We start from the raw sequence: 20,392 nt of genomic DNA, 5'->3' as shown, positions 1-20,392 counted from the left end.
AAGGGACAAGACAAGATGCGGCACTCCATCGGCCGGGCGTATTTCGGCTCCGCGGCGGCACTGGCCCTGTTCGGCGCATGGTCACCGCAGGCCAGCGCCGCCGATGCGCCGCGCAACGTGGTGATCCAGCGCGACGACTGGGGCATCGCCCACATCAGCGGCCAGACCGACGCCGATGCCGTCTATGGCATGATCTATGCTCAGGCCGAGGACGACTTCAACCGGATCGAGGTCAACTACCTCACCAACCTGGGCCGGCTGGCCGAGGCCGAGGGCGAAGGCGCGCTGTGGTCGGACCTGCGCCAGCGCCTGTTCATCGACCCCGAGGTGCTGAAGGCCGATTACGCCGCCAGTTCGCCGTGGCTGAAGGCGCTGATGGACGCCTGGGCCGGCGGGCTCAACGCCTTCCTGGCCGATCACCCGGAGGTGAAGCCGCGCGTGCTTACCCGGTTCGAACCGTGGATGGCGCTGAGCTTCACCGAAGGAAGCATCGGCGGCGATATCGAAAGCGTGCCGCTGAGCCAGTTGCAGGCGTTCTACGAAAAGCGCGCCATCGCCATGACCGCGCTGGAACGCGGCACACAGTTCCGCGAGCCGCAAGGTTCCAACGGCATGGTGATCGCGCCGTCGCACACGCAGGACGGGCACGCGCTGCTGCTGATCAATCCGCACACCAGCTTCTTCTTCCGCTCCGAACAGCAGGTGACGAGCGGCGAAGGGCTGAACGTCTATGGCGCGTCCACCTGGGGGCAGTTCTTCATCTACCAGGGGTTCAACCAGCACGCCGGATGGATGCATACCTCCAGCGGTATCGACAACGTGGACGAGTTCGCCGAAACGATCGCACCTTCGCCCGATGGCGATCTCTATTACCGCTACGGCGGCGCCTTGCGCAAAGTGACGGTGAAGCCGGTCACGCTCGCCTACCGCAAACCCGATGGCGCCATGGCCACGCGCACCTTCACCACTTATGCCACGCACCATGGCCCGATCGTGCGCGAGGCGGACGGCAAGTGGATCGCCTTCGCGCTGATGAACAAGCCCGTGCCCGCGCTGGAACAGAGCTTCCTGCGCACCAAGGCGCGCGATCTGGCGGGCTTCCTGCAAGTGGCCGAACGCAAGGCCAATTCCTCCAACAACACGCTGTTCGCCGACGACAAGGGCGAGATCGCCTACCTCCACCCGCAATTCGTGCCGGTGCGCGACGACCGCTTCGATTACCGCAAGCCGGTCGACGGCAGCGATCCGGCGACCGACTGGAAGGGGCTGCACGCGCTGTCCGATCTGCCGCAAGTGGTGAACCCGAAGAACGGCTGGGCGTTCAACGTCAACAACTGGCCGTGGACCGCTGCCGGGGCGGACAGCCCGAAGGCGAAGGCCTTTCCCCGCTACATGGATCAGGTGGGCGAGAACCCGCGCGGCGCCCATGCCGAAAAGGTGCTGTCGGCCCGCACCGATTTCACGCCCGATCGCCTGATCGCCGCCGCCTACGATCCGTGGCTGCCCGCTTTCACGCGCCTGCTGCCCGGCCTGATCGCCGCGCATGACAAGGCCCCCGACCCGGCGCGCGCGGAACCGGTGGCGCTGCTGCGCGGCTGGGACCAGCGCTGGGCGCTCGATTCCACGGCGACCAGCCTTGCCGTGTTCTGGGGCGAAGCGCTCTGGGCCAAGGGCGCGGACGAGGCCAAGCAATCGGGCATCACGGTGTGGGACTGGATGGCCGATCACGCCACCGATGCCCAGCGCCTTGCCGCGCTGGACGAAGCGACCGCCCGGCTCAAGGCCGATTTCGGCGATTGGCGCGTGGCCTGGGGCCAAATCAACCGCTACCAGCGCAACGACGGCGCGATCCGCCAGACGTTCGATGACGCGAAGCCCAGCACGCCCGTGCCTTTCACGTCGGCGCAATGGGGCTCGCTCGCCGCGTTCGGCGCGCAGCGCTATCCCGGCACGAAGCGCTATTACGGCACACGCGGCAACAGCTTCGTCGCGGTGGTGGAATTCGGTACGCGCGTGGAGGCCAGGGCGGTCAGCACCGGGGGCGAAAGCGGCCACCCCACCTCGCCCCACTTCGCGGATCAGGTGAGCCGCTACGTTTCGGGCGAGTTGCGGCCGGTGTACTTCTATCCGGAAGATCTGGCCGGCCACGTTACGTCGAAGGAGGAACTGGTGCGGCGTTAAACCGTCCGCGCCAGACCCAGCCAGCGCGCGGCGGGCGCGATCCGCAGCAGCACCAGCCGCTCGATCACCAGCATGGCCGCCATCGACAGCGCCAGCAGCGGCAGGAAGGCGGCCAGCACCAGCGCGATCGCGGCCATGCCCCGCTTGCGCGCAGGCACCGCCGGCAGCGGTGGCGCGCCCAGCGCGCCGCCGGGCTTGCGCCGCCACCACAGTACGAAGCCGCTGACCGCAAGCGTCACCAGCATCAGCGCGGTCATCACCCCGATCAACTGGTTCACCCAGCCGAACAGCGCGCCTTCGTGCCAGGAAATGCCATAGCCCACGACGCGATCGATCGGGTGCTTGTCGGCAAAGGTCTCGTGCGAACGCTGCGCGCCGGTGCGCGCATCGAACGTGTAGGTTTCACCCAGCAAACGGTTCTGCGTGTCCGCCTTCACGATCCACGCCGATGAGGGCTTGGCGCCGAACGCCCCCGGCGCGCCCGGTGGCATCACGATCACCGGCCAGGCCATGTGACGCGATCGGGCTTCCGCCACGATCTCGGTCAGCGAAACCGGCGTCGGCCCGCCGGCATGATCGTGCGCCATGCCCGGCATGGCGTGCATGGACCCGGCCCCCGCCATCATCGCGGCATGATCGTGCCCGGCGTGATCATCGGCATCGGCGGCGCGCCCGCCGATCGTCCAGTCCTGCTTGCCCTTGACCCAGCCCATCTCGGCGCGCACCGCCTTGAACGCGCTGCCCCAGACCGAAGCCCACGGCAGCCCGGTTACCAGCAGCACCAGCGCCAGACCCGAAACCCAGAACCCCGTCACCGCATGAAGATCGCGCCAGAAGGCTTGCGGCCCGCGTGTAAGGCGCGGGTAGATCACGCCCGCCGCCCCCCGTCCACGCGGCCACCACAGGTAAAGCCCGGTCAGGATCATCACGATGCCCCAGCTCGCCGCCAGCTCGACGATCCAGCTTCCACGCTTGCCCAGCAGCAGCTGCCCGTGCACCGCGCGATCGATCGCGATGATCCGCTTGTCCGGGTCAAGGCTGCCCAGCACCTTGCCTTGCGGGGAAACGAACACGTCGCGCATCCCTTTCCCTCCCGGCAGGGCGATATGGACCAGCGCGGCATCGCCTTCGCGTTCGGGCAGGCGATAGGAATGAAGCCGCGCGCCCGGGAAGGCGGACAGCGCGGCTTCACCCTGCGCGTCGGGCGAAACGGTTTCCGCAACAGGCAGGGAGCGGAAAGCCCGTTCTTCCCACCGCTCGATCTGCGGCTTGAACAGATAGAGCGATCCCGACAGCGCAAGCACCAGGACCATCGGCACCACGAACAGGCCGGCATAGAAATGCCAGCGCCAGATCGTGCGGTAGAGAGCGAAACTCTGAATCATGGGAGAAATCCGTGGAGGTTGGCGGTCCGGATCAGCTTCGTTCGACCAGCCGCTTGAGCTTGGCCAGCGATTCCGCTTCGGGTTCCTGGAAGTTGATCGTGTCGGCAAACCGGCCTGCGGCATCCATCAGGTAGATCGCGGCGGTATGGTCGATCGTGTAATCGCCACCCGGCTGCGGCACCTTCTGGACATAGACGCCATAGGCCTTCTCGATCGCGGCCAGTTGCGCGCCGGTTCCTGTCAGGCCGTGGATCGGCGAGCCGAACATCGCGGCATAGCGGCCCACGTCCGCCGGCGTGTCATGCCCGGGATCGACCGAAACGAACACGATCTCGAACCGGCCGCCGTCCGCGCCCAGTTGCTTGCGCAACCGGGCCATCCGCGCCAGGCTGGTCGGGCAGACATCCGGGCAGCGGGTGAACCCGAAAAAGATGGCAAAGGGCTTGCCCGCCAGCTTGGTGCTGGGAAAGGGCGATCCGTCAGGCGCGATCAGCGTGAACGGGCCGCCGACGTCCGCCCCCTGTTCGCCAAACTCCTGCCCTCCCGCGTTCTCCGGCTGTTCTCCCTTGCCGCCGCCGAACGCCACCAGCGCCAGACCCAGCAGGCCGATCGACACCAGCAGGACCACCAGCCAGCGCAGGCTTCGGTCGCCGGCTGGCGGAGCGGCATCGTCAGGATCAGGAACGGTCATGCGCTGTTTCCCGGCTGCAATCGGACGAAGCGCAGACAGCGCCCGCTTCGTCCAGCGCCGATGCCATGCCCGGCAGCAGCAGCCCCGGCACAGCGGCCAGCCCACGCGCCGCGAAGCACAGGGCCACGGCGGCCCATGTCCGGCGGCGAATGCGGCGCAGGTGCGCGGCGCGCGCGGGCGAGAGCGTGAAAAGGCCGCTCACGGCCGGCTCTCCGTTGCCGCGTCCAGCGCCGCCGCGATGACAGGCGCCACCGCGCGCCGTTCGTCGAGGCTCAGGCAGCGGCCGATCTCGATCACATCGGCCGCGGTCCGCACCAGCAGGCGCAGGGCCGACGGCGTTGGCGCTTCGACCCGGAACGAAAGCCACGGGCCTTCGCATTCCGTCACCCGGCCATGGCTGTCGGCATGCCGCAGGCGTCCGGGGCCGACTTCCAGCGTTTCCGCCGGTGCCGCCTGCTTCTGGTGCCGCTCCAGCGCGAACGTCAGCGCGGCGACGGCGGCCAGCGAGAAGGCGGGGACCAGCCAATAGCCATGGACAACGGGCACGATCGACAGGATCAGCAACAGGAACGCCAGCGCGGCAAAGGCGGAACGCGCCTCACGGGAGAGCGCCGAGCGATTTTCGCGCATGCGGACGACGATCGCGCCGTTATCGCACACGCCAGACCGTCCACGCGGACGGTCGAGTATTTCATACATCATGGGTACTCCGGCATGCCGGGGGCGCATCATCCGCGCCGCCCGGCCGATCCGACAGGATGATCAGGCTGTCAGGCGCAGGCCGGAGGGCCGCAGGGCGGCGGCAAGACGTGGCGCGCATGCGCAAGGCGCGGCAACGGCGCGGGGGCGAACCCCAGCGCGAGGACGAACAGGATCGCCAGCGCGATCTGGATAGGGTCTGCCCCGCCCAGCGCCGCGAAGGCATGTCCGGCGAACGGGCAGACATCGTGCGATGGCGAATTGCCATCCTTCTGGCCGGAAATCGGCAGGGAAACCTGGCGATCGAGATGATCGCCCGAAGCATCCGCGCAGACGAGCACGGTCAGGACTTTCTGCCCCGGTCGCTGCCCCACCATATAGCCGGCGGGCAGCAGCGCCTTCATCACCAGCGCGAACGCTACGACGATCGCCGCCAGGCGGCGATGTTCGATCAAGAAGGCGCGCAGTTCCCCCATCACCCGCTCGCTTACCGCGCCCCGCCCGTCCTGTCACGCCCCAAGCCGACGGGCAGGAGCCAGGACAAATTGTCCCACCCAAAGGAAAAGGCGCCGGGAGCATGCCTCCCGACGCCTTCCACCTTTCCGCTTTCCTCCCCGATCAGAAGCGGAAACCGGCCGCCACGCCATAACGGCGCGGTTCAAGCGTGAAGATGTTGGTGAAGTTCCCCGAGGACTGGTCCGTCACGTACAGACCCGTGATCGGGTTCGAGTTGCCCAGATTCTGGACGAAGCCGCGAATGAACCAGCGGCGATCCGGACCATCGATCTGCACCTGCGCGTTGATCTGGGTGTAGCTCGGGATCCGGTTGACGGCACCGTTGAAGATATTGCCGGTCGAGGTGCCCGTCAGCACGATATCGAAGCGCGGCGTAATCGAAAGACGGCCGGCCGGAATCTCGTACTGCACGCCCGCCGCAACCTTGTAGTCCGGCGCGCCGGGCAGCTTGTTGCCCTTGATGTTGACCGGAATACCCGAGGTATAGACGGTGATGCCCTTCGGATCGAACGCGGCACCGTTGGTTGCAGCAACCGCCTGCAACGCCGCGCAGATGCTGTAGGCACCGGTCGAGGCAATGCCGCTGCCCGCGCCGAACGAGGTCGTTGGCCGCAAGCCGGCACCCGCTGCAACGCCGGGAATGCTGCCCGCGTTGATAAGGGTGTTGACCGTGTTGACGAAGGCATTGACCCCGGCGGTATTCCCGGCGGTGTTGGCCCCGACGGCGCAGTTCGCCGCGTTGGTGATGTCCTTGATGATGACCGCATCGGAACGGCCGCCGCCAAAGTCACGCGGGTTGGCAAGGTATTTGTCTTCCGAAACCTTCGTATTGAGATAGCTGGCGGAGATGTTCACCGACAGCCCCGGCGTCGGCCGCAGGATCGCTTCGGCTTCCAGGCCCCAGATATTCGCGCTCACGTTATCGTTGACCGACGTGCGGGCGACGATGCGCGAAAGCTGGAGATCCTTGTACTTGTAGTAGAAGCCGGTGAGGTTCAGCGTCAGCTTGCCGAACTGGTTCTTCGATCCGATTTCGAAGGCGTTGACGAATTCCGGAGAAAACGTTTCCGGCACCGCGAAGATCGGCGACAGCGGCGGATTGATGCCGCCCGACTTGTAGCCGCGCGAATAGGACAGATAGATCAGGTTGTCCGGCGTGATCTGGAAGTCCAGAACCGCGCGCCCGGTCAGTTCGTTGAACTTGGCATTGCGAACCTGGAAGGGCTGGTTGCCCGGCAGATTGGCGTCCGCGTCATACGACCCGAAATAGGGCGACGTGTAAGCGTTGGTCGAACCGTTCGGCACGAGCCAGTTGAACACCGTCGTGCGGGCGATGATGTCCTTCTGATCGTGGTTGTAGCGCAGGCCGAGAGTCAGTTTGATGCGGTCATCGAACTTGTAGTACGCTTCGCCGAAGATGCCGTAGCTCGAAACCTTCAGGTAGTCCGAATTGTTCCGGTAGAACGGCGTCGCCAGATAGGCGGGTGGCAGAGCCGAACCCAGCGCCGTGAACGCACCGCCCACGCCGGCGAAATAGTCCAGCCCGAACGAGTTAATGTAATAGCTGTTTTCGGACATCGTCAGCTTGCTGTAGATGCCGCCCAGCAGGAAGTTGAACTTGCCGTCCCACTTCGAGCTGAGGATCGCTTCCGCCGACCAGCTCTTGTTGTACTGGACCGAACGGTCGAAGTCCTGCGGCGACATGGCGCAGGACTTGTGCCCGCCGTAAACGCCCGTCCCCGTCTCTTCCGGCAGCGAGGTGCAGATCACGCCGGTCGGGCCGTTCGGCATCAGCGCGTCGGCCACCGGCTTGAGATAGGTGGCAAGGCCGGCGCCCAACGCGCCGGAGGCGGCCGCCGCCAACGTGTTCAGCGTCGGCTGGATCAGCGCGCGGCTCTGGATCGAGTTCGTGTAGTCCTGGCTCGAATCGACCCGGACGCTTTCGAAGTTCCCGGTCAGCTTCAGGCTGAGGCCCTTGCCGAGATCCTGATCCAGAGAGCCCACGACGATCCATTCGTCCGTGAAGTAGTTCGGATCGGTATCCGTGTTGATCACGCGCGGATCGGCCGGATTGACCACGCCCGAATAGCTATCGGGGCCGTAGAGATCGCCCAGCGCGAAGGCGGTGGGCAGACCGCGGATCGCGAAGAACTGCTTGGACGTCAGGACCGAAGCCAGCGTGCTGTTGCCGTTGGTGACGCCATAGCCCTGCGTGGCGTTGAGGCAGCCGATGATGCCGGTGGGATCGCGCTGGCACAGCTGCTTCTGGATGCGCATGCGATGGTCTTTTTCGCGGAAATACTGCGCCATCAGGTCGATCGTCGTCCCGGACGTCGGTTCCCAGCGCACCGATGCGCGCAGGCCATACATATTGCGGTCGTCGTAATGCTTGCCGTTGGCGAGATTCAGCGTGTAGCCGTCGCGGTTGAGGTAGAACCCGGCAAGGCGGACGCCGAGCGTATCCGTCAGGGGCGCATTCAGCATCCCCTTCACCTTGATCGAGTTGTAGTTGCCGTATTCCGCTTCGCCCGACGCGCCGAACTTGCTGAGATCGGGCTTGGCTGTGATCAGATCGACCACGCCCGAGGTGGCGTTGCGTCCGAACAGCGTGCCTTGCGGGCCGCGCAGAACCTGGATCTGCGCAAGATCGTAGAATTCGCCTTCGAAGAGACGGGTCTGGAAAAGCGGCGAGTCATTGAGGTGGATGGCGGTGGCCTGGTCGCACGTCACGCCCACGCAAAGGTCGCCGATGCCGCGGATCGTAAAGCTGGACGACGTGAAGTTCGTCTTGGTGAAGGTGATGTTGGGCAGCGACAGTTGCAGATCGCTGGTGTTCTTGATCTGCTGCTTGTCCAGCGCCTCTGGCGTAAACGCGCTCACCGCGATCGGAACGTCCTGCAGGCGTTCCGACTGACGCTGCGCTGTGACGATGATTTCTTCGGTATCTGCCGATCCACCAGCAGACTGTGCGAAGGCGGGAGTTGCAACTGCCGACGCGCATACGCCAACAAGCAGGGAAAGCTTGCCCCTCATAGCTCAGACCTCTCTCTCCAGCGGTGCCCCTCGTTGATGTGGGCTACCCCGGAACACAGGACATAACGAGCGGGATTCCTTGTCAATGGCCAATTCGCATTCGCGCCTTGCCGTAGCGGCAACCCATTCGGCGCGTGATTTTAATGACACAGTTAACTGAAATTTTCGCGATATTACGATGTCACATTCCCCGCTTGCACTACACACTACAATGTGAAATACCCGAATCATGTCTACTGACCTCATCGAACGCATCCGCCGACTCATCGTCGATGGCGGCATGTCCCGCTCCGGCCTCGCGCGTGCCGCTGGCCTCCACGCCAACACCCTGCGCGACGTGACTCAGCCGAACTGGAACCCCACGGCAGACACGCTTGCGAAGCTTGAGCGCGTCCTCAGCGAGAGCGACGATGCGCCTGCGCTCGTTCCCATCGAGGAGATCATCGAGGAAGCGCGCAATGGCCGGATGTTCATCCTGGTCGATGACGAGGATCGCGAGAACGAGGGCGATCTGGTCATCCCCGCGCAGATGGCTACGCCGGATGCCATCAATTTCATGGCCACGCACGGACGCGGCCTGATCTGCCTCACGCTCACCCGCGCGCGCTGCGAACAGCTCGGCCTGGAACTGATGAGCCGCAACAACGGCACGCGCCATGAAACCGCCTTCACCGTCTCGATCGAAGCGCGCGAAGGCGTGACCACCGGCATTTCCGCCGGCGACCGCGCCCGCACCGTTGCGGTGGCCATCGACGCCGGCAAGACCCGCGACGACATCGTCACCCCCGGTCACGTTTTCCCGCTGATCGCGCGCGACGGCGGCGTGTTGGTGCGCGCCGGCCATACCGAAGCGGCGGTCGACATCTCGCGCCTTGCCGGCCTCAATCCCTCGGGCGTGATCTGCGAGATCATGCGCGAGGATGGCACCATGGCGCGCATGGACGATCTCGTGCCTTTCGCCCGCCGCCACGGCCTCAAGATCGGCACGATCCGCGACCTGATCGAATACCGCCGCCGGCACGATCACCTTGTCGCCAAGGTGGCCGAGGTGCCCTTCACGTCGGACTACGGCGGCGACTGGCGCCTGCTGACCTATCGCAACAAGGTCGACGGCACAGAAAGCCTCGTGCTCCAGAAGGGGCAGGTCATCCCCGGCGAACCGACCCTGACCCGCGTCCACACCTTCTCCGCCTTCCACGACCTGCTGGGCCAGCCCGGCCCGCGCAAGCGCACGCTCCAGCGCGCGATGGTGGAAATGGGCAAGGCCGGTGGCGGCGTGATCGTGCTGCTGTTCAATCCGCCCGAAGCCGATCCGGCGCGCGGTGGCGGCGGCGGACCGGACATGGACCTGCGCAGCTACGGCATCGGGGCGCAGATCCTGGCCGATCTTGGCGTACACGACATGACGCTGCTATCGAACGCCCACCGCAACGTCGTGGCCATCGAAGGCTATGGCCTCAACATCGTCGGCGAACGGCCGATCCCCGAGGAGTAATCGGCCATGGCCAAGTTTCTGATTGTCGAAGCCCGTTTCTACGACCACCTCAACGACATGCTGATCGCGGGCGCCAAGGCGGCGCTCAAGGCGGCCGGCCACAAGGCGGAAGTCATTACCGTTCCCGGCGCGCTGGAAATCCCCGGCGCGATCGCGCTGGCCGACCAGAGCGGAGACTATGACGGCTTCGTCGCCATCGGCGTGGTGATCCGGGGCGAAACCTACCACTTCGAGATCGTCGCCGGCGAAAGCGCGCGCGGCATCATGGCGCTGACCATGGACGGCATCGCCATCGGCAACGGCATCCTTACCGTCGAGAACGAAGCGCAGGCGATCGTTCGCGCCGATCCCGCGCAGAAGGACAAGGGTGGCGAGGCCGCCAAGGCCGCGCTTGCCCTGCTCGCGCTGAAGGAGCGCTTCGCATGAGCGGCAAACACCCCTCGCTGTCCGGCATCCCGCTGGTCCTCGGCGGCAACGTCTTCGGCTGGACGATCGATCGCGACCGCAGCTTCGAAGTGCTGGACGCCTTCTACGAAAACGGCGGCCGGATGATCGATACGGCCGAAGGCTATTCGGTCTGGGTTCCCGGCCACAAGGGCGGGGAAAGCGAGACCGTCATCGGCGAATGGCTGGAATCGCGCGGCGTGCGCAAGCACATGCGCATCGCCACCAAGACCAACATGGCCGGCGAGCCGGGCGGCCTGGCCCCCGCGCGCCTGCTCGAACGCTGCCAGGCCTCGCTCGAACGCCTGCGTACCGACTACATCGATCTCTATTACGCGCACCGTGACGAGGAGCAGACCCCGCAGGCCGAAGTGGCTGAAGGGTTCAAGGCGCTGTTCGACCGGAAGCTGATCCGCGAAGCGGGTGCTTCCAACTTCTCGCTCGACCGGCTGGCTTCGGCGCAGAAGGCGGCGGAAGCGGCCGGCGCGCCCGCCTATGGCGTGCTGCAGAACCAGTACAACCTGCTCGAACGCGATGCCTATCCGCCCGAACTGCAGGCGTTCTGCGTCCAGAATGACGTGGCGATGCTGCCGTTCTTCGGACTCGCCAGTGGCTTCCTGACAGGCAAGTACCGCAAGGACGCCGATTTCGCGCGCTATCCGCGTGGCGAAGGCCTGCGCAAGTATGCCGAGCCGGGCAAGCGGCTGCTGCCGGTGATGGACCGCATCGCCACCGAGACCGAAGCCACGCTGGGCCAGGTCGCGCTGGCCTGGCTGCTGAGCCAGCCCGGCATTGCCGCGCCGATCGCCAGCGCCACCACCGCCGATCAGGTCGACGATCTGGTCGAGGCGATGGAACTGGAACTGAGCGCGGCGCAGGTTGCCGCGCTGACCAAGGCGCTCGACTGAGAAGCCGTGCCCGGGGCCTCACAAGGCCCCGGATCGGTCTTCAGGCCACGTCCATGCCTTGCAGCCCCATCGGGGCGTATGGACCAAGAACAAGCTGCTCGAACACGCCCACGCCTTCCTCGCCGGCGCTGGTCGTCACTCTGGACACGATCTGGACGTGGAAGTTGTCCGGCCGGGCGGGATCGCAGGCATCAAGATCGATGTCCTCGCGCTCGACCTCCAGTGGCCCATGATACAGCCCGTGGCCCCACTTGGGCGAAGTATAGCCGATCCCGCGCATCTGGAAGCGCACGAGCGGCTCGAACGACACCGTCAACGGCCCGTCCGGCGTCGCGATCGCCAGCTTTCCCGAAGCCGGCCAGCGCGAGCCCGCCGCCAGCGGTGATACCAGGGTTGCCGAAGGCGTTTCGTAGTGATCGTGCGCGCCAGCACCATCCGGCGCGATCACCGCCCGCGTGTTCCACGGCGCGCCCTGCATATCCGCGTTGATATGGTAGAACAGGCTGCGATCCGGCAGGTTGATCGGCGTCCATTGCCAGAAGAACGACGGAATCACGCCGTGCCCGAACGGCTGCGTATCGCTGCTGCCCACCGGACGCACGCCCCAGCTGCGGTCGCGCGTGCCGGCCGTCTGCGGGTGCAGCGCCTCACGCACGCCGTCCACTTCCACCCAGCCCTCGTAATGCCCGTTCTGCGTCAGCCGTGTGTAATCCATGAACGCGCGCGGCCCGATGCGGAACGTGAAGCGCGGCTCCTCGATGGGAAAGGCACGGCCGGTGAAGGCCAGTTCGGCGGCGATCCCCTCGCCGTTGACGCGCACCACCAGCTTGCGCAGCGGTTCGACCACCTCGATCGAGATCGGCCCCACCGTCAGGTCGAACCGTTCCATATTCAGTTCGCGTGACGCGTGAAGGCAATGCTGGATGCCGTTGCGGATATAGGAAAAATGGGCATCCGCCACGTTCAGGTGCGGATAGATGCCAAAGGCCACCGCAAAGAAGCCTGAACCGTCCGGCGCATAACCGTTGAAGAAATAGCGATCGTAGAAATTCCGGTCCGTGCCGGCATAGGCGACGGGCTCGGGCGTCTGGTGCAGCGGAAAGTCATCGCCCTTGGTCAGCATGTTCCGGTCTCCAGGAAATGGCGCAGCGCGCCGATGCTGTCATGGTCGAGCGCCAGTTCGCAGGCCCCCCTTGCCATCGACAGGAAATTCTCGTCGCCACGCGGCGTCCGCACCACGAAGGCGGCGCTAAACACCGCCGTCGACACGCCATGCAGGGCACCCAGGCGATAGCGCGTCCAGATCGCCTCGCACGCGGTGGGCACGCCACGCCGGCTCATCTCGGCGCAATAGAGGTCGAGCAGTTCGTCCTCGTGCGGGCGGCGCAAGGCGCTGCCGATGCCGCACCCCATGAAATAGCCCACGTCGGTCAGTCCGCAGCCGATCCCGGTCGTCTGCCAGTCCACGATCGCAATCGGTTCGGCGCCGTTGCCCACACCGAACAGCATGTTGTCGAGCCGGAAATCGCCGTGGACGAGCCCCGGATCGGGTAGCACGCGGCCGAACCAGCCGCCGATCAGGGCATTGAGTTCATCGCACACCCGCATCAGTTCGGGTGCCAGTTGCCCATCGTAGCGTTCCCGGAACACGGCATGGGCCTGCGGATAGAGCGCGGCCATCTGCCCGGTCAGCGCCGGTTGGGGCTGGAAGCAGGGCTGCCCCAGAATGGCGGGGTGGTTGCGGCTGGGGGCGTGGATCGCCGCTGCCTGGCGAATGGCGGCGCGTGCGTCGTCGATACTGCAGCCGAGCAACTGGTTGCCGCCGCGCTCGGGCGCCAGATCCTCGAACAGAAGGACGAATTCCTGCCCGTTCTCATCCACTTCCGCCGCGAACGTGCGAGGCACTCTTGCATCCAGCAGCGCCGCCACCTCGCGGTAGAATGTCACTTCCTTGGTATAGAGCTGCAACGTTGCAGCCGTGCCGCGGCTGGTTTCGTCAGCGGAGGCAAACTTGCCCGCCACCGTGGCCGGCCCCGCGCCTTCCCGGTCATACGTCAGCGTGAAACGCGCAGTATCGCCAACCTGGCCAGTGCCGATCGGCACCCACGAAAGGCCGATGACACGCGCATCGCCCAGCGCGCCGCTTTCCCGCAGGCGCGCCTCCAGCCATCCCGCATCGACTTCGGCGGGCTTCCTCGGAAAATCGACCATGCTCTTCTCTCCCGCCGCCAAGCTGGCAGAGAGAGGAGCGGTTGTGAAGCGGAATTTAAGCGATCGATTAACAAGCGATACCGGGCCTGCAAAAGCGAAAGGCCGGAGCGCGCCTGCGCCCCGGCCTTTTGCCGGAACCGTCAGCCGGTTCGCCCCGGAAGGACCGGATCAGGCGGACAGACGGCCGAACGCGCCCTTGCCCGCGTACTTCGCCGAAGCGCCCAGTTCTTCCTCGATGCGGATGAGCTGGTTGTACTTGGCCAGCCGGTCCGACCGGGCCAGCGACCCCGTCTTGATCTGGCCGCAGTTGGTGGCAACCGCCAGGTCCGCGATCGTGGCGTCCTCGGTTTCACCCGAACGGTGCGACATCACGGCGGTGTAGCCGTTGCGCTGCGCGATCGAGACGGCCTCCAGCGTTTCGGTCAGCGTGCCGATCTGGTTGACCTTGACCAGCAGCGAATTGGCCAGCCCCTTGCCGATGCCCATTTCAAGGCGCTTCGGGTTGGTCACGAACAGATCGTCGCCAACCAGCTGGACGCGCTTGCCGACTTTCGCCGTGAGCGCGGCCCAGCCCTCGAAATCGTCCTCGCTCATGCCATCCTCGATCGAGCGGATCGGGTAGGCATCGCAAAGTGCCGCGAGATAATCCGAGAAGGCTTCGGGCGAGAGCGAGAGGCCTTCGCCGCTGATCTCGTACTTGCCGTTGCGGAAGAACTCGGTGGAAGCGCAGTCGAGCGCCAGCGCCATGTCCTCGCCGGGCTTGAACCCCGCCTTTTCGATCGAGGCCATCACGAAATCGAGCGCGTCGCGGGTGCTGGCCAGGTTGGGCGCGAAACCGCCTTCGTCGCCCACCGCCGTCGCCAGGCCCTTTTCGTGCAGACCCTTCTTCAGCGTGTGGAACACTTCCGCGCCCCAGCGCACGGCTTCGGCCAGCGTCGGCGCGCCAACCGGCATGATCATGAATTCCTGGAAGTCGATCGGATTGTCGGCATGTTCACCGCCGTTGATGATGTTCATCATCGGCACGGGCAGGACATGCGCCGAAACGCCGCCGACGTAGGAATAGAGCGGCAGGCCGCGCGCGTCGGCAGCGGCCTTGGCCACGGCCAGGCTGGTGCCCAGGATGGCGTTGGCGCCGATCCGCGCCTTGTTCTCGGTGCCATCGAACGCGATCATCGCCAGGTCGATGTCGCGCTGGTCTTCGGCGTCAAGCCCGATCAGCGCTTCGGAAATCTCGCTGTTGACGGCGGTCACCGCCTTGGTCACGCCCTTGCCGAGATAGCGCCCCTTGTCGCCATCGCGCAGTTCGACCGCTTCGTGCGCGCCGGTAGAGGCGCCCGAGGGAACCGCCGCGCGGCCGAAGCTGCCGTCTTCAAGCAGCACATCGACCTCTACGGTGGGATTACCGCGGCTGTCGAGAATCTCGCGGGCGTGGATGTCAATGATCGCGGTCATGGCAGACTCCCTGAAAATGGGCGAAAAGATGCTGGACATCGCCTTTGGCGCCGGCTCCTATCGGCTGGAACCGGCGGGCGCAACCCGCGTTGGTGCATTGCAGCGGGACACCCCGTCGTGAATTCGCAGGCGCTTTGCCCAATGGTCCAGGATGCGCTAGTCGTTGTCACCGGGCCGGCCGGGCCTCACAGTTCGAAGGAAGACAGGAAAATGGCCAAATCCACCGCCAAGGGCACCACCGCCGCCGCCGACGTCGCGGAAACCGTGACCGAAGCCGTTGAAGAAGCGGCCGCCGCTGCGGAAACCGGCAAGTCACGCTTCAGCAAGGCGGTTGAAGACGCCAAGGCCAGCGCTGAGAAGCTGAAGGGCGAGGCGATCGAGCGCGGAGCCGCCTACAAGGCGACCGTGACCGAAAAGGCCGGCGACTGGAGCGAGGACGCGAAGCTCTATGCCGGGCAAGCCAAGGAAAAGGCGATCTCGCTCGCCACCGATGGCAAGAGCAAGGCAAGCGACGCCTTGACGGTGCTGGGCAAGACCATTTCCGATACCGCCGGCACGATCGACGAAAAACTGGGCGTGCAATATGGCGATTATGCCCGTTCCGCCGCGCGCAGCATCCAGGAAACGGCGGCTAAGCTCGAATCGAAGGACGTTTCCGAACTCGGCAACGATGTGAAGGAATTCGTCCGCAAAAGCCCCGCCACCGCGATCGGCATCGCTGCTGTCGCCGGCTTCCTGCTGGCGCGCCTGGTGCGCGGGTCTGGCGACGGGGACGCGTAGCGGCAGAAGCGCGCATTGCCCGAACGACGCATGTCGTCCCCGCTCCCGCCCCAATCCGGCGCCGAGGTGTCGGCAGGTGAAGACGATATTTCGTTGACCGATACACTGCGCGCGCTGATTGACGACGGCCAGACGCTGTTCGAGGCGGAGATGGCCTATGCCCGCGCGCGCGCCAACTATGGCTGGGGCCGCGCGAAGGGTATCGTCGCGCTCCTACTGCTGGCGTTGGCCTTCGCGTTCTTTACGCTGGTGGCACTGGTGGTTGGCTTGCTGCTGGCGCTGACACCGCTGCTGACGCCGTGGGGCGCGCTGGCCGTGGTCGGGCTGGGCCTGGGCGGCCTTGCCGCGCTGTGCTTCGCCACCGCCGTCCGCCGCTTTCGCAAGGCACGCGCCGCCCTTCTGGGCAAGGACACGGATTCATGAGCAATCTCCGGGATTCCGCCGTTCTCGAAGAGGCGCGCCTGTTGCGCGAGGAAGCCCGGCAGCTGGTGCGAGGGGACATTTCCGCCCTGCGCGAGGGGTTGGCGGAGAAGCCGATCGGCCGTCGCATCCGGGAACATGCCGCCGGCGAAATCGTTGAAACCATCGACATGGCCCGCGATATCGCCAGCGAAAACAAGGCCGTGCTGGGCCTGACGGTCGCGGCCGTTGCGGGGTGGCTGTTGCGCGCGCCCCTGTCCCGGATCGCCGGGCGCTGGCTGGCCATTGCCCAAGGAGAATGATGTGAGCGACGAAACCAAGACCGGTGAACACGATCCCAACGCGGCCGTTCGCGAAAAAGTGGAAGCGGCCAAGGCGCGGGTGACCGCTTCCGGCCCGGCGAAGACCGTGAAGACGCTCGTCGACGAACATCCTGTTGCCATGCTGGCGGGCGGCATTCTCCTTGGTGCGCTGGTCGCCCGCGCTTGGCCCAAGCGCCGTTCGGCGGCGCGGGAAGTCGTGGATTCGCGCCTGGGCAAGCGCGCCGTGGCGCTCGCCGCGCTGGGCGCCGAAATCGCGTCGGCCTATGCCTCGCGCGCGGCCGACGCGGGGCGCGACGGCGTGGCCAAGCTGGAAGACATCGGCGGCACCGTGGGCGGCAAGATCGCCGAAGGTGGCGAGGAAGCGCGCAAGCGCGCGGTCGACCTGACCGAGGTCGCGGTATCGTCCGCGCGCGAGGCGGGGGAAACCGCGCTGCGCCGCCTTATCGAAATTGCGACCAGATTGCGCAAATAACCCAACAAGGGCGCGAATAAGCCATTTGTCGCACTTGCCATTCGCGCATCATTTTGTCAGTGGCACGCACGTTTCCTCCCCAATGGAAAAGGCTGCCATGCAGAAGCTGCACCTCGTTATGGGCGGGCGGGTCAAGGACCCCCAGGGCCTCGAATTCGTCGACCTCAACAAGATCGACGTCGTGGGGGTGTTCCCCGACTATCACAGCGCCGAAGAAGCCTGGCGCGCTGCCGCGCAACGCACCGTGGATGATGCGGAAATGCGCTATGTGATCGTTCACTTGCACCGGCTACTCGAACCGGAACTGCCCAAGGCCTGACCTCAGGCAAACAAAAAAGCCCCGGAGCGATCCGGGGCTTTTTGTATGGTCCGCCCGTCATCCCAGCGAAAGCTGGGATCTCAGGCCGTTGTAAAGGAAATTCCGGGCGGTTCCGCTCAGCCTAACGAGATCCCAGCTTCCGCTGGGATGACGGGTTCAAACAGGCTGTTACACTTCGAAGCTCAGATGAATTCGATCTTTTCGACGACGTAGAACTTGTCGCCCGACGGCACCGTCACCTCGACCTCGTCCTCTACCTTGCGGCCGATCAGCGCGCGGCCCAGCGGCGAATTGTAGCTGATGCGGCCCACCTTGGCGTCCGCTTCGGCCTGTCCCACGATCTGATAACGCACGGGCTTGTCGGCATCGTCGAGCAGCGTCACCGTAGCGCCGAACACGATGCGATCGCCCGAAAGGCTGGTCGGATCGATGATCTGCGCGCGGCTGATCTTGTCTTCCAGATCGGCGATGGAGGCTTCGACCTGGCCCTGCCGCTCCTTGGCGGCATGGTATTCGGCGTTTTCGGAAAGATCGCCGTGGGCGCGCGCTTCCTCGATCGCGTCAACGATCTTCGGCCGCTCCTCGCGCAGCGCTTTCAGCTCGGCAGTCAGCTTTTCATAGCCTTCGGCCAGCATCGGCAGCTTTTCCACACTTGCCATCCGTCTTCTCTTTCCTTTCGCTCCCCGCCCGCCGCGGCGCGAACGCTACGGCAACCAGGGATAACCGTCCCCAACCGGAAGCCGTATCAATCGACCGTCCGGGCTTTCACCGCCGCGATGCTGGGGAACACGTGGAAGCTCAGCTATAATAATCCTGCAACGGACGAACCGCAAGGTCGGCGCTTTGCAGCGCCTCGATTGCCGCGGCGGCGGCGACCGATGCGGCAGCCGTGGTGAAATAGGGCACCTTGCCCGACAGCGCCGAGCCACGGATCGATTGCGAGTCCTTGTGGCTCTGCCAACCCTCGGTCGTGTTGAAAATCAACGCGATGTCGCCATCGATGATCCGGTCCACGATGTGCGGACGGCCTTCGGCAACCTTGTTGATCCGTTCGACCGAGACACCGGCATCGGCGAGGTAACGCGCCGTGCCGCCGGTGGCGACGATGTGGAAGCCCAGCCCCGACAGCTTCTTTACCGCCGGCAGGACGATGGCCTTGTCGCTATCCTTGACCGAGACGAACAGCGTACCGCTGCGCGGCAGGCTGACGCCCGCGCCCAATTGGGCCTTGGCGAAAGCGACCGGGAAATTCGCATCGATTCCCATCACTTCGCCCGTGGACTTCATCTCGGGCGACAGCACCGGATCGACGCCGGGGAAGCGCGCGAAGGGGAACACCGCTTCCTTCACCGCCATGTGATCGACCTCGCGCCGGATCGCCGGCAAGTCGGCCAGCGTCTCGCCCGCCATGATCCGCGCCGCGAACTTGGCGATGGGCTGGCCGATCGCCTTGGCCACGAACGGCACCGTGCGGCTGGCGCGCGGGTTCACCTCGATCAGGTAAACCTCGCCGTCCTTCACCGCGAACTGGATGTTCATCAGCCCGCGCACGCCGAGCGCCTTGGCCAGCAGCACTGCCTGGCGCTCCATTTCCTGCACGACGTCATCGGGCAGGCTGTAGGGCGGCAGGGTGCAGGCGCTGTCGCCCGAATGGATGCCGGCTTCCTCGATGTGCTGCATGACGCCGGCCACGGTCACCTCTTCGCCATCGGCCAGCGCATCGACATCGCATTCGATCGCATCGCGCAGGTACTGGTCGATCAGCACCGGGCTGTCGCCCGAAACCTGCACGGCGGTGGCGATGTAGTCATCAAGCTGTGCCTGGCTGTCCACGATTTCCATGGCGCGGCCGCCCAGCACGTAGGACGGACGCATCAGCACCGGATAACCGATGCGCGCCGCCACCGCGACCGCCTCGTCGCGGCTGCGCGCCAGGCCGTTGGCGGGCTGCTTGAGGCCCAGCTTCTCGACCAGCGCGGCAAAGCGCTCGCGATCTTCGGCAAGGTCGATCGCATCGGGCGACGTGCCGAGGATGGGTATCCCGGCGTCTTCCAGCGCCTGCGCGAGCTTCAGCGGGGTCTGCCCGCCAAACTGCACGATCACGCCGACAAGCCCGCCGTTCGCCTTTTCGACTTCGAGAATTTCCAGCACGTCCTCGGCCGTCAGCGGCTCGAAATAGAGGCGGTCGGAGGTATCGTAGTCGGTGGAGACGGTTTCCGGGTTGCAGTTGACCATGATGGTCTCGAACCCGGCATCTTCCAGCGCGAAGCAGGCATGGCAGCAGCAGTAATCGAACTCGATGCCCTGCCCGATGCGGTTGGGACCACCGCCGAGGATCACGATCTTCCTGCGGTCCGAAGGCGCCGCCTCGTTCTCCGGCTCGCCGAACAGGCCGCCTTCGTAGGTCGAGTACATGTAAGGCGTCACCGCCTCGAACTCGGCCGCGCAGCTATCGATGCGCTTGAACACAGGGCGCACGCCCAGCCGGTGGCGCAACTTGCGCACCTCGTCCTCGCTGGTGGCCCCCGCCATGGCGCGCAGCGCATCGTGCAGCAGGCCCGAACGCTTGGCCTGGGTTTCCGCCATGCCGCCCGCGACATGGACCGACCGCACCGCCAGGGTGGCGAGGCGCTTGTCCGAAAAGCCCATGGCCTTCAGCCGCCGCAGCCCCGCCGCATCGACTGGCAGACCGTTTTCCAGGATCGCCTTTTCCTCGGCAATGATTTCCTCGATGTGGCGCAGGAACCACGGCTCGTACTTGGTGACGGCGTGGATATCGTCCACCGAGAAGCCTTCGCGAAAGGCCTGGCCGACCGCGAGCAGGCGTTCGGGCGTGGCGCGCGAGAGCACGGCGTTGATCTCGTCGCGATCCGCCCCTTCCAGCGCGACCACGCGGTTGAAACCGTCCAGCCCGGTTTCCAACCCGCGCAGCGCCTTCTGCAGCGATTCCTTGAAGTTGCGGCCGATCGCCATCACTTCGCCCACGGACTTCATCGCGGTGCCAAGCAGCGGCTCGGCCCCCTTGAACTTCTCGAACGCGAAGCGCGGGATCTTGGTGAC

21 protein-coding genes are annotated in these 20,392 nt (G+C 65.6%); 10 read left to right on the top strand and 11 right to left on the bottom strand.

The genetic code is table 11. The features are described 5' to 3' along the window. The first annotated feature begins 15 nt into the window (after positions 1–15). Positions 16–2,181 (top strand): penicillin acylase family protein, encoded by a 2,166-nt coding sequence (locus B3547_RS13985; protein WP_292964103.1) that lies wholly within the window; start codon positions 16–18, stop codon positions 2,179–2,181. On the opposite strand, the gene B3547_RS13980 is transcribed toward B3547_RS13985, so the two are convergent. The 6 genes from B3547_RS13980 to B3547_RS13955 all read right to left on the bottom strand — a co-directional run bounded on the left by B3547_RS13980 (position 2,178) and on the right by B3547_RS13955 (position 8,505). Further along, a complete protein-coding gene (locus tag B3547_RS13980) occupies positions 2,178–3,566 on the bottom strand; it encodes a PepSY-associated TM helix domain-containing protein (protein WP_292964101.1) in 1,389 nt (462 codons plus the stop codon). The genes B3547_RS13985 and B3547_RS13980 overlap by 4 nt on opposite strands. A gap of 31 nt (positions 3,567–3,597) precedes the next feature. Continuing rightward, complete coding sequence (locus tag B3547_RS13975; RefSeq protein ID WP_292964099.1) at positions 3,598–4,257, bottom strand: SCO family protein; 660 nt, start codon at positions 4,255–4,257, stop codon at positions 3,598–3,600. Beyond that, positions 4,244–4,459 (bottom strand): hypothetical protein, encoded by a 216-nt coding sequence (locus tag B3547_RS13970; protein ID WP_292964097.1) that lies wholly within the window; start codon positions 4,457–4,459, stop codon positions 4,244–4,246. The genes B3547_RS13975 and B3547_RS13970 overlap by 14 nt, the downstream gene beginning before the upstream one ends. Further along, positions 4,456–4,959: a DUF2244 domain-containing protein gene (locus B3547_RS13965; protein ID WP_292964095.1), complete on the bottom strand. Its 504-nt coding sequence runs from the start codon at positions 4,957–4,959 to the stop codon at positions 4,456–4,458. The genes B3547_RS13970 and B3547_RS13965 overlap by 4 nt, the downstream gene beginning before the upstream one ends. A gap of 68 nt (positions 4,960–5,027) precedes the next feature. Beyond that, positions 5,028–5,411 carry a hypothetical protein gene (locus tag B3547_RS13960; protein ID WP_292964093.1) on the bottom strand — a complete coding sequence of 128 codons (384 nt, stop codon included), beginning with the start codon at positions 5,409–5,411 and terminating at the stop codon, positions 5,028–5,030. A gap of 163 nt (positions 5,412–5,574) precedes the next feature. Further along, positions 5,575–8,505, bottom strand: a complete 2,931-nt coding sequence (locus B3547_RS13955; protein ID WP_292964091.1) for a TonB-dependent receptor — start codon at positions 8,503–8,505, stop codon at positions 5,575–5,577. 229 nt (positions 8,506–8,734) lie between these two features. Between B3547_RS13955 and ribB the strand changes: the two genes are divergently transcribed. Genes ribB through B3547_RS13940 form a run of 3 tightly spaced genes read left to right on the top strand, consistent with a single transcriptional unit; the run spans position 8,735 to position 11,352 of the window. Continuing rightward, a complete protein-coding gene (gene ribB / locus B3547_RS13950) occupies positions 8,735–10,000 on the top strand; it encodes a 3,4-dihydroxy-2-butanone-4-phosphate synthase (RefSeq protein ID WP_292964089.1) in 1,266 nt (421 codons plus the stop codon). Between the two features lie 6 nt (positions 10,001–10,006). Next, positions 10,007–10,426, top strand: a complete 420-nt coding sequence (ribH, locus tag B3547_RS13945) for a 6,7-dimethyl-8-ribityllumazine synthase (RefSeq protein WP_124808820.1) — start codon at positions 10,007–10,009, stop codon at positions 10,424–10,426. Next, positions 10,423–11,352: an aldo/keto reductase gene (locus B3547_RS13940; protein ID WP_292964087.1), complete on the top strand. Its 930-nt coding sequence runs from the start codon at positions 10,423–10,425 to the stop codon at positions 11,350–11,352. The genes ribH and B3547_RS13940 overlap by 4 nt, the downstream gene beginning before the upstream one ends. Before the next feature lie 40 nt (positions 11,353–11,392). On the opposite strand, the gene B3547_RS13935 is transcribed toward B3547_RS13940, so the two are convergent. The 3 genes from B3547_RS13935 to eno form a co-directional block, all read right to left on the bottom strand. Next, the gene (locus tag B3547_RS13935; RefSeq protein WP_292964085.1) at positions 11,393–12,475 is read right to left on the bottom strand and encodes a hypothetical protein; all 1,083 of its coding nucleotides are present in this window, start codon (positions 12,473–12,475) and stop codon (positions 11,393–11,395) included. Then, positions 12,469–13,563, bottom strand: a complete 1,095-nt coding sequence (locus tag B3547_RS13930; protein ID WP_292964083.1) for a phosphotransferase — start codon at positions 13,561–13,563, stop codon at positions 12,469–12,471. Before B3547_RS13930 ends, B3547_RS13935 begins: the two co-directional genes overlap by 7 nt. Positions 13,564–13,731: 168 nt before the next feature. Next, entirely contained in the window at positions 13,732–15,018 is a 1,287-nt protein-coding gene (eno, locus tag B3547_RS13925) for a phosphopyruvate hydratase (protein ID WP_292964081.1), read from the bottom strand. Here eno and B3547_RS13920 point away from each other — a divergent pair. The 6 genes from B3547_RS13920 to B3547_RS13895 all read left to right on the top strand — a co-directional run bounded on the left by B3547_RS13920 (position 15,005) and on the right by B3547_RS13895 (position 17,332). After that, complete coding sequence (locus tag B3547_RS13920; RefSeq protein ID WP_255420449.1) at positions 15,005–15,139, top strand: hypothetical protein; 135 nt, start codon at positions 15,005–15,007, stop codon at positions 15,137–15,139. The genes eno and B3547_RS13920 overlap by 14 nt on opposite strands. Positions 15,140–15,228: 89 nt before the next feature. After that, entirely contained in the window at positions 15,229–15,798 is a 570-nt protein-coding gene (locus B3547_RS13915) for a hypothetical protein (protein ID WP_223806550.1), read from the top strand. Between the two features lie 30 nt (positions 15,799–15,828). After that, complete coding sequence (locus B3547_RS13910) at positions 15,829–16,221, top strand: phage holin family protein (RefSeq protein WP_292964078.1); 393 nt, start codon at positions 15,829–15,831, stop codon at positions 16,219–16,221. Next, entirely contained in the window at positions 16,218–16,520 is a 303-nt protein-coding gene (locus tag B3547_RS13905; protein ID WP_292964076.1) for a hypothetical protein, read from the top strand. Before B3547_RS13910 ends, B3547_RS13905 begins: the two co-directional genes overlap by 4 nt. Before the next feature lies 1 nt (position 16,521). Beyond that, positions 16,522–17,013: a hypothetical protein gene (locus B3547_RS13900; RefSeq protein WP_292964074.1), complete on the top strand. Its 492-nt coding sequence runs from the start codon at positions 16,522–16,524 to the stop codon at positions 17,011–17,013. A gap of 97 nt (positions 17,014–17,110) precedes the next feature. Continuing rightward, entirely contained in the window at positions 17,111–17,332 is a 222-nt protein-coding gene (locus B3547_RS13895) for a DUF4170 domain-containing protein (protein ID WP_124808811.1), read from the top strand. A 182-nt stretch (positions 17,333–17,514) separates the two neighbouring features. Here the strand turns inward: B3547_RS13895 and greA are convergent, their stop codons facing one another. Together greA and carB are read right to left on the bottom strand one after the other, a co-directional pair. Then, on the bottom strand, positions 17,515–17,991 hold the full coding sequence (gene greA, locus B3547_RS13890) for a transcription elongation factor GreA (RefSeq protein ID WP_124808810.1): 477 nt from the start codon (positions 17,989–17,991) through the stop codon (positions 17,515–17,517). Positions 17,992–18,130: 139 nt separating this feature from the next. Beyond that, positions 18,131–20,392, bottom strand: a 2,262-nt coding sequence (carB, locus tag B3547_RS13885) for a carbamoyl-phosphate synthase large subunit (protein WP_292964071.1), incomplete at its 5' end; no start/stop codon positions are given.

Origin of the sequence: Novosphingobium sp. UBA1939 (assembly GCF_002336885.1) — a bacterium.
In the GTDB taxonomy this organism is placed as follows: domain Bacteria; phylum Pseudomonadota; class Alphaproteobacteria; order Sphingomonadales; family Sphingomonadaceae; genus Novosphingobium.
The sequence above is the reverse complement of the archived record's forward strand: the minus strand, read 5'-3'. Positions and strand labels throughout refer to the sequence as shown.

Coding starts and splice junctions, on each gene's coding strand:
- B3547_RS13985 (WP_292964103.1), top strand. CDS start 16: ATGCGGCACTCCATCGGCCGGGCGTATTTCGGCTCCGCGGCGGCACTG.
- B3547_RS13980 (WP_292964101.1), bottom strand. CDS start 3,566: ATGATTCAGAGTTTCGCTCTCTACCGCACGATCTGGCGCTGGCATTTC.
- B3547_RS13975 (WP_292964099.1), bottom strand. CDS start 4,257: ATGACCGTTCCTGATCCTGACGATGCCGCTCCGCCAGCCGGCGACCGA.
- B3547_RS13965 (WP_292964095.1), bottom strand. CDS start 4,959: ATGATGTATGAAATACTCGACCGTCCGCGTGGACGGTCTGGCGTGTGC.
- B3547_RS13955 (WP_292964091.1), bottom strand. CDS start 8,505: ATGAGGGGCAAGCTTTCCCTGCTTGTTGGCGTATGCGCGTCGGCAGTT.
- ribB (WP_292964089.1), top strand. CDS start 8,735: ATGTCTACTGACCTCATCGAACGCATCCGCCGACTCATCGTCGATGGC.
- ribH (WP_124808820.1), top strand. CDS start 10,007: ATGGCCAAGTTTCTGATTGTCGAAGCCCGTTTCTACGACCACCTCAAC.
- B3547_RS13940 (WP_292964087.1), top strand. CDS start 10,423: ATGAGCGGCAAACACCCCTCGCTGTCCGGCATCCCGCTGGTCCTCGGC.
- B3547_RS13935 (WP_292964085.1), bottom strand. CDS start 12,475: ATGCTGACCAAGGGCGATGACTTTCCGCTGCACCAGACGCCCGAGCCC.
- B3547_RS13930 (WP_292964083.1), bottom strand. CDS start 13,563: ATGGTCGATTTTCCGAGGAAGCCCGCCGAAGTCGATGCGGGATGGCTG.
- B3547_RS13920 (WP_255420449.1), top strand. CDS start 15,005: ATGATCGCGGTCATGGCAGACTCCCTGAAAATGGGCGAAAAGATGCTG.
- eno (WP_292964081.1), bottom strand. CDS start 15,018: ATGACCGCGATCATTGACATCCACGCCCGCGAGATTCTCGACAGCCGC.
- B3547_RS13915 (WP_223806550.1), top strand. CDS start 15,229: ATGGCCAAATCCACCGCCAAGGGCACCACCGCCGCCGCCGACGTCGCG.
- B3547_RS13910 (WP_292964078.1), top strand. CDS start 15,829: ATGTCGTCCCCGCTCCCGCCCCAATCCGGCGCCGAGGTGTCGGCAGGT.
- B3547_RS13905 (WP_292964076.1), top strand. CDS start 16,218: ATGAGCAATCTCCGGGATTCCGCCGTTCTCGAAGAGGCGCGCCTGTTG.
- B3547_RS13895 (WP_124808811.1), top strand. CDS start 17,111: ATGCAGAAGCTGCACCTCGTTATGGGCGGGCGGGTCAAGGACCCCCAG.
- greA (WP_124808810.1), bottom strand. CDS start 17,991: ATGGCAAGTGTGGAAAAGCTGCCGATGCTGGCCGAAGGCTATGAAAAG.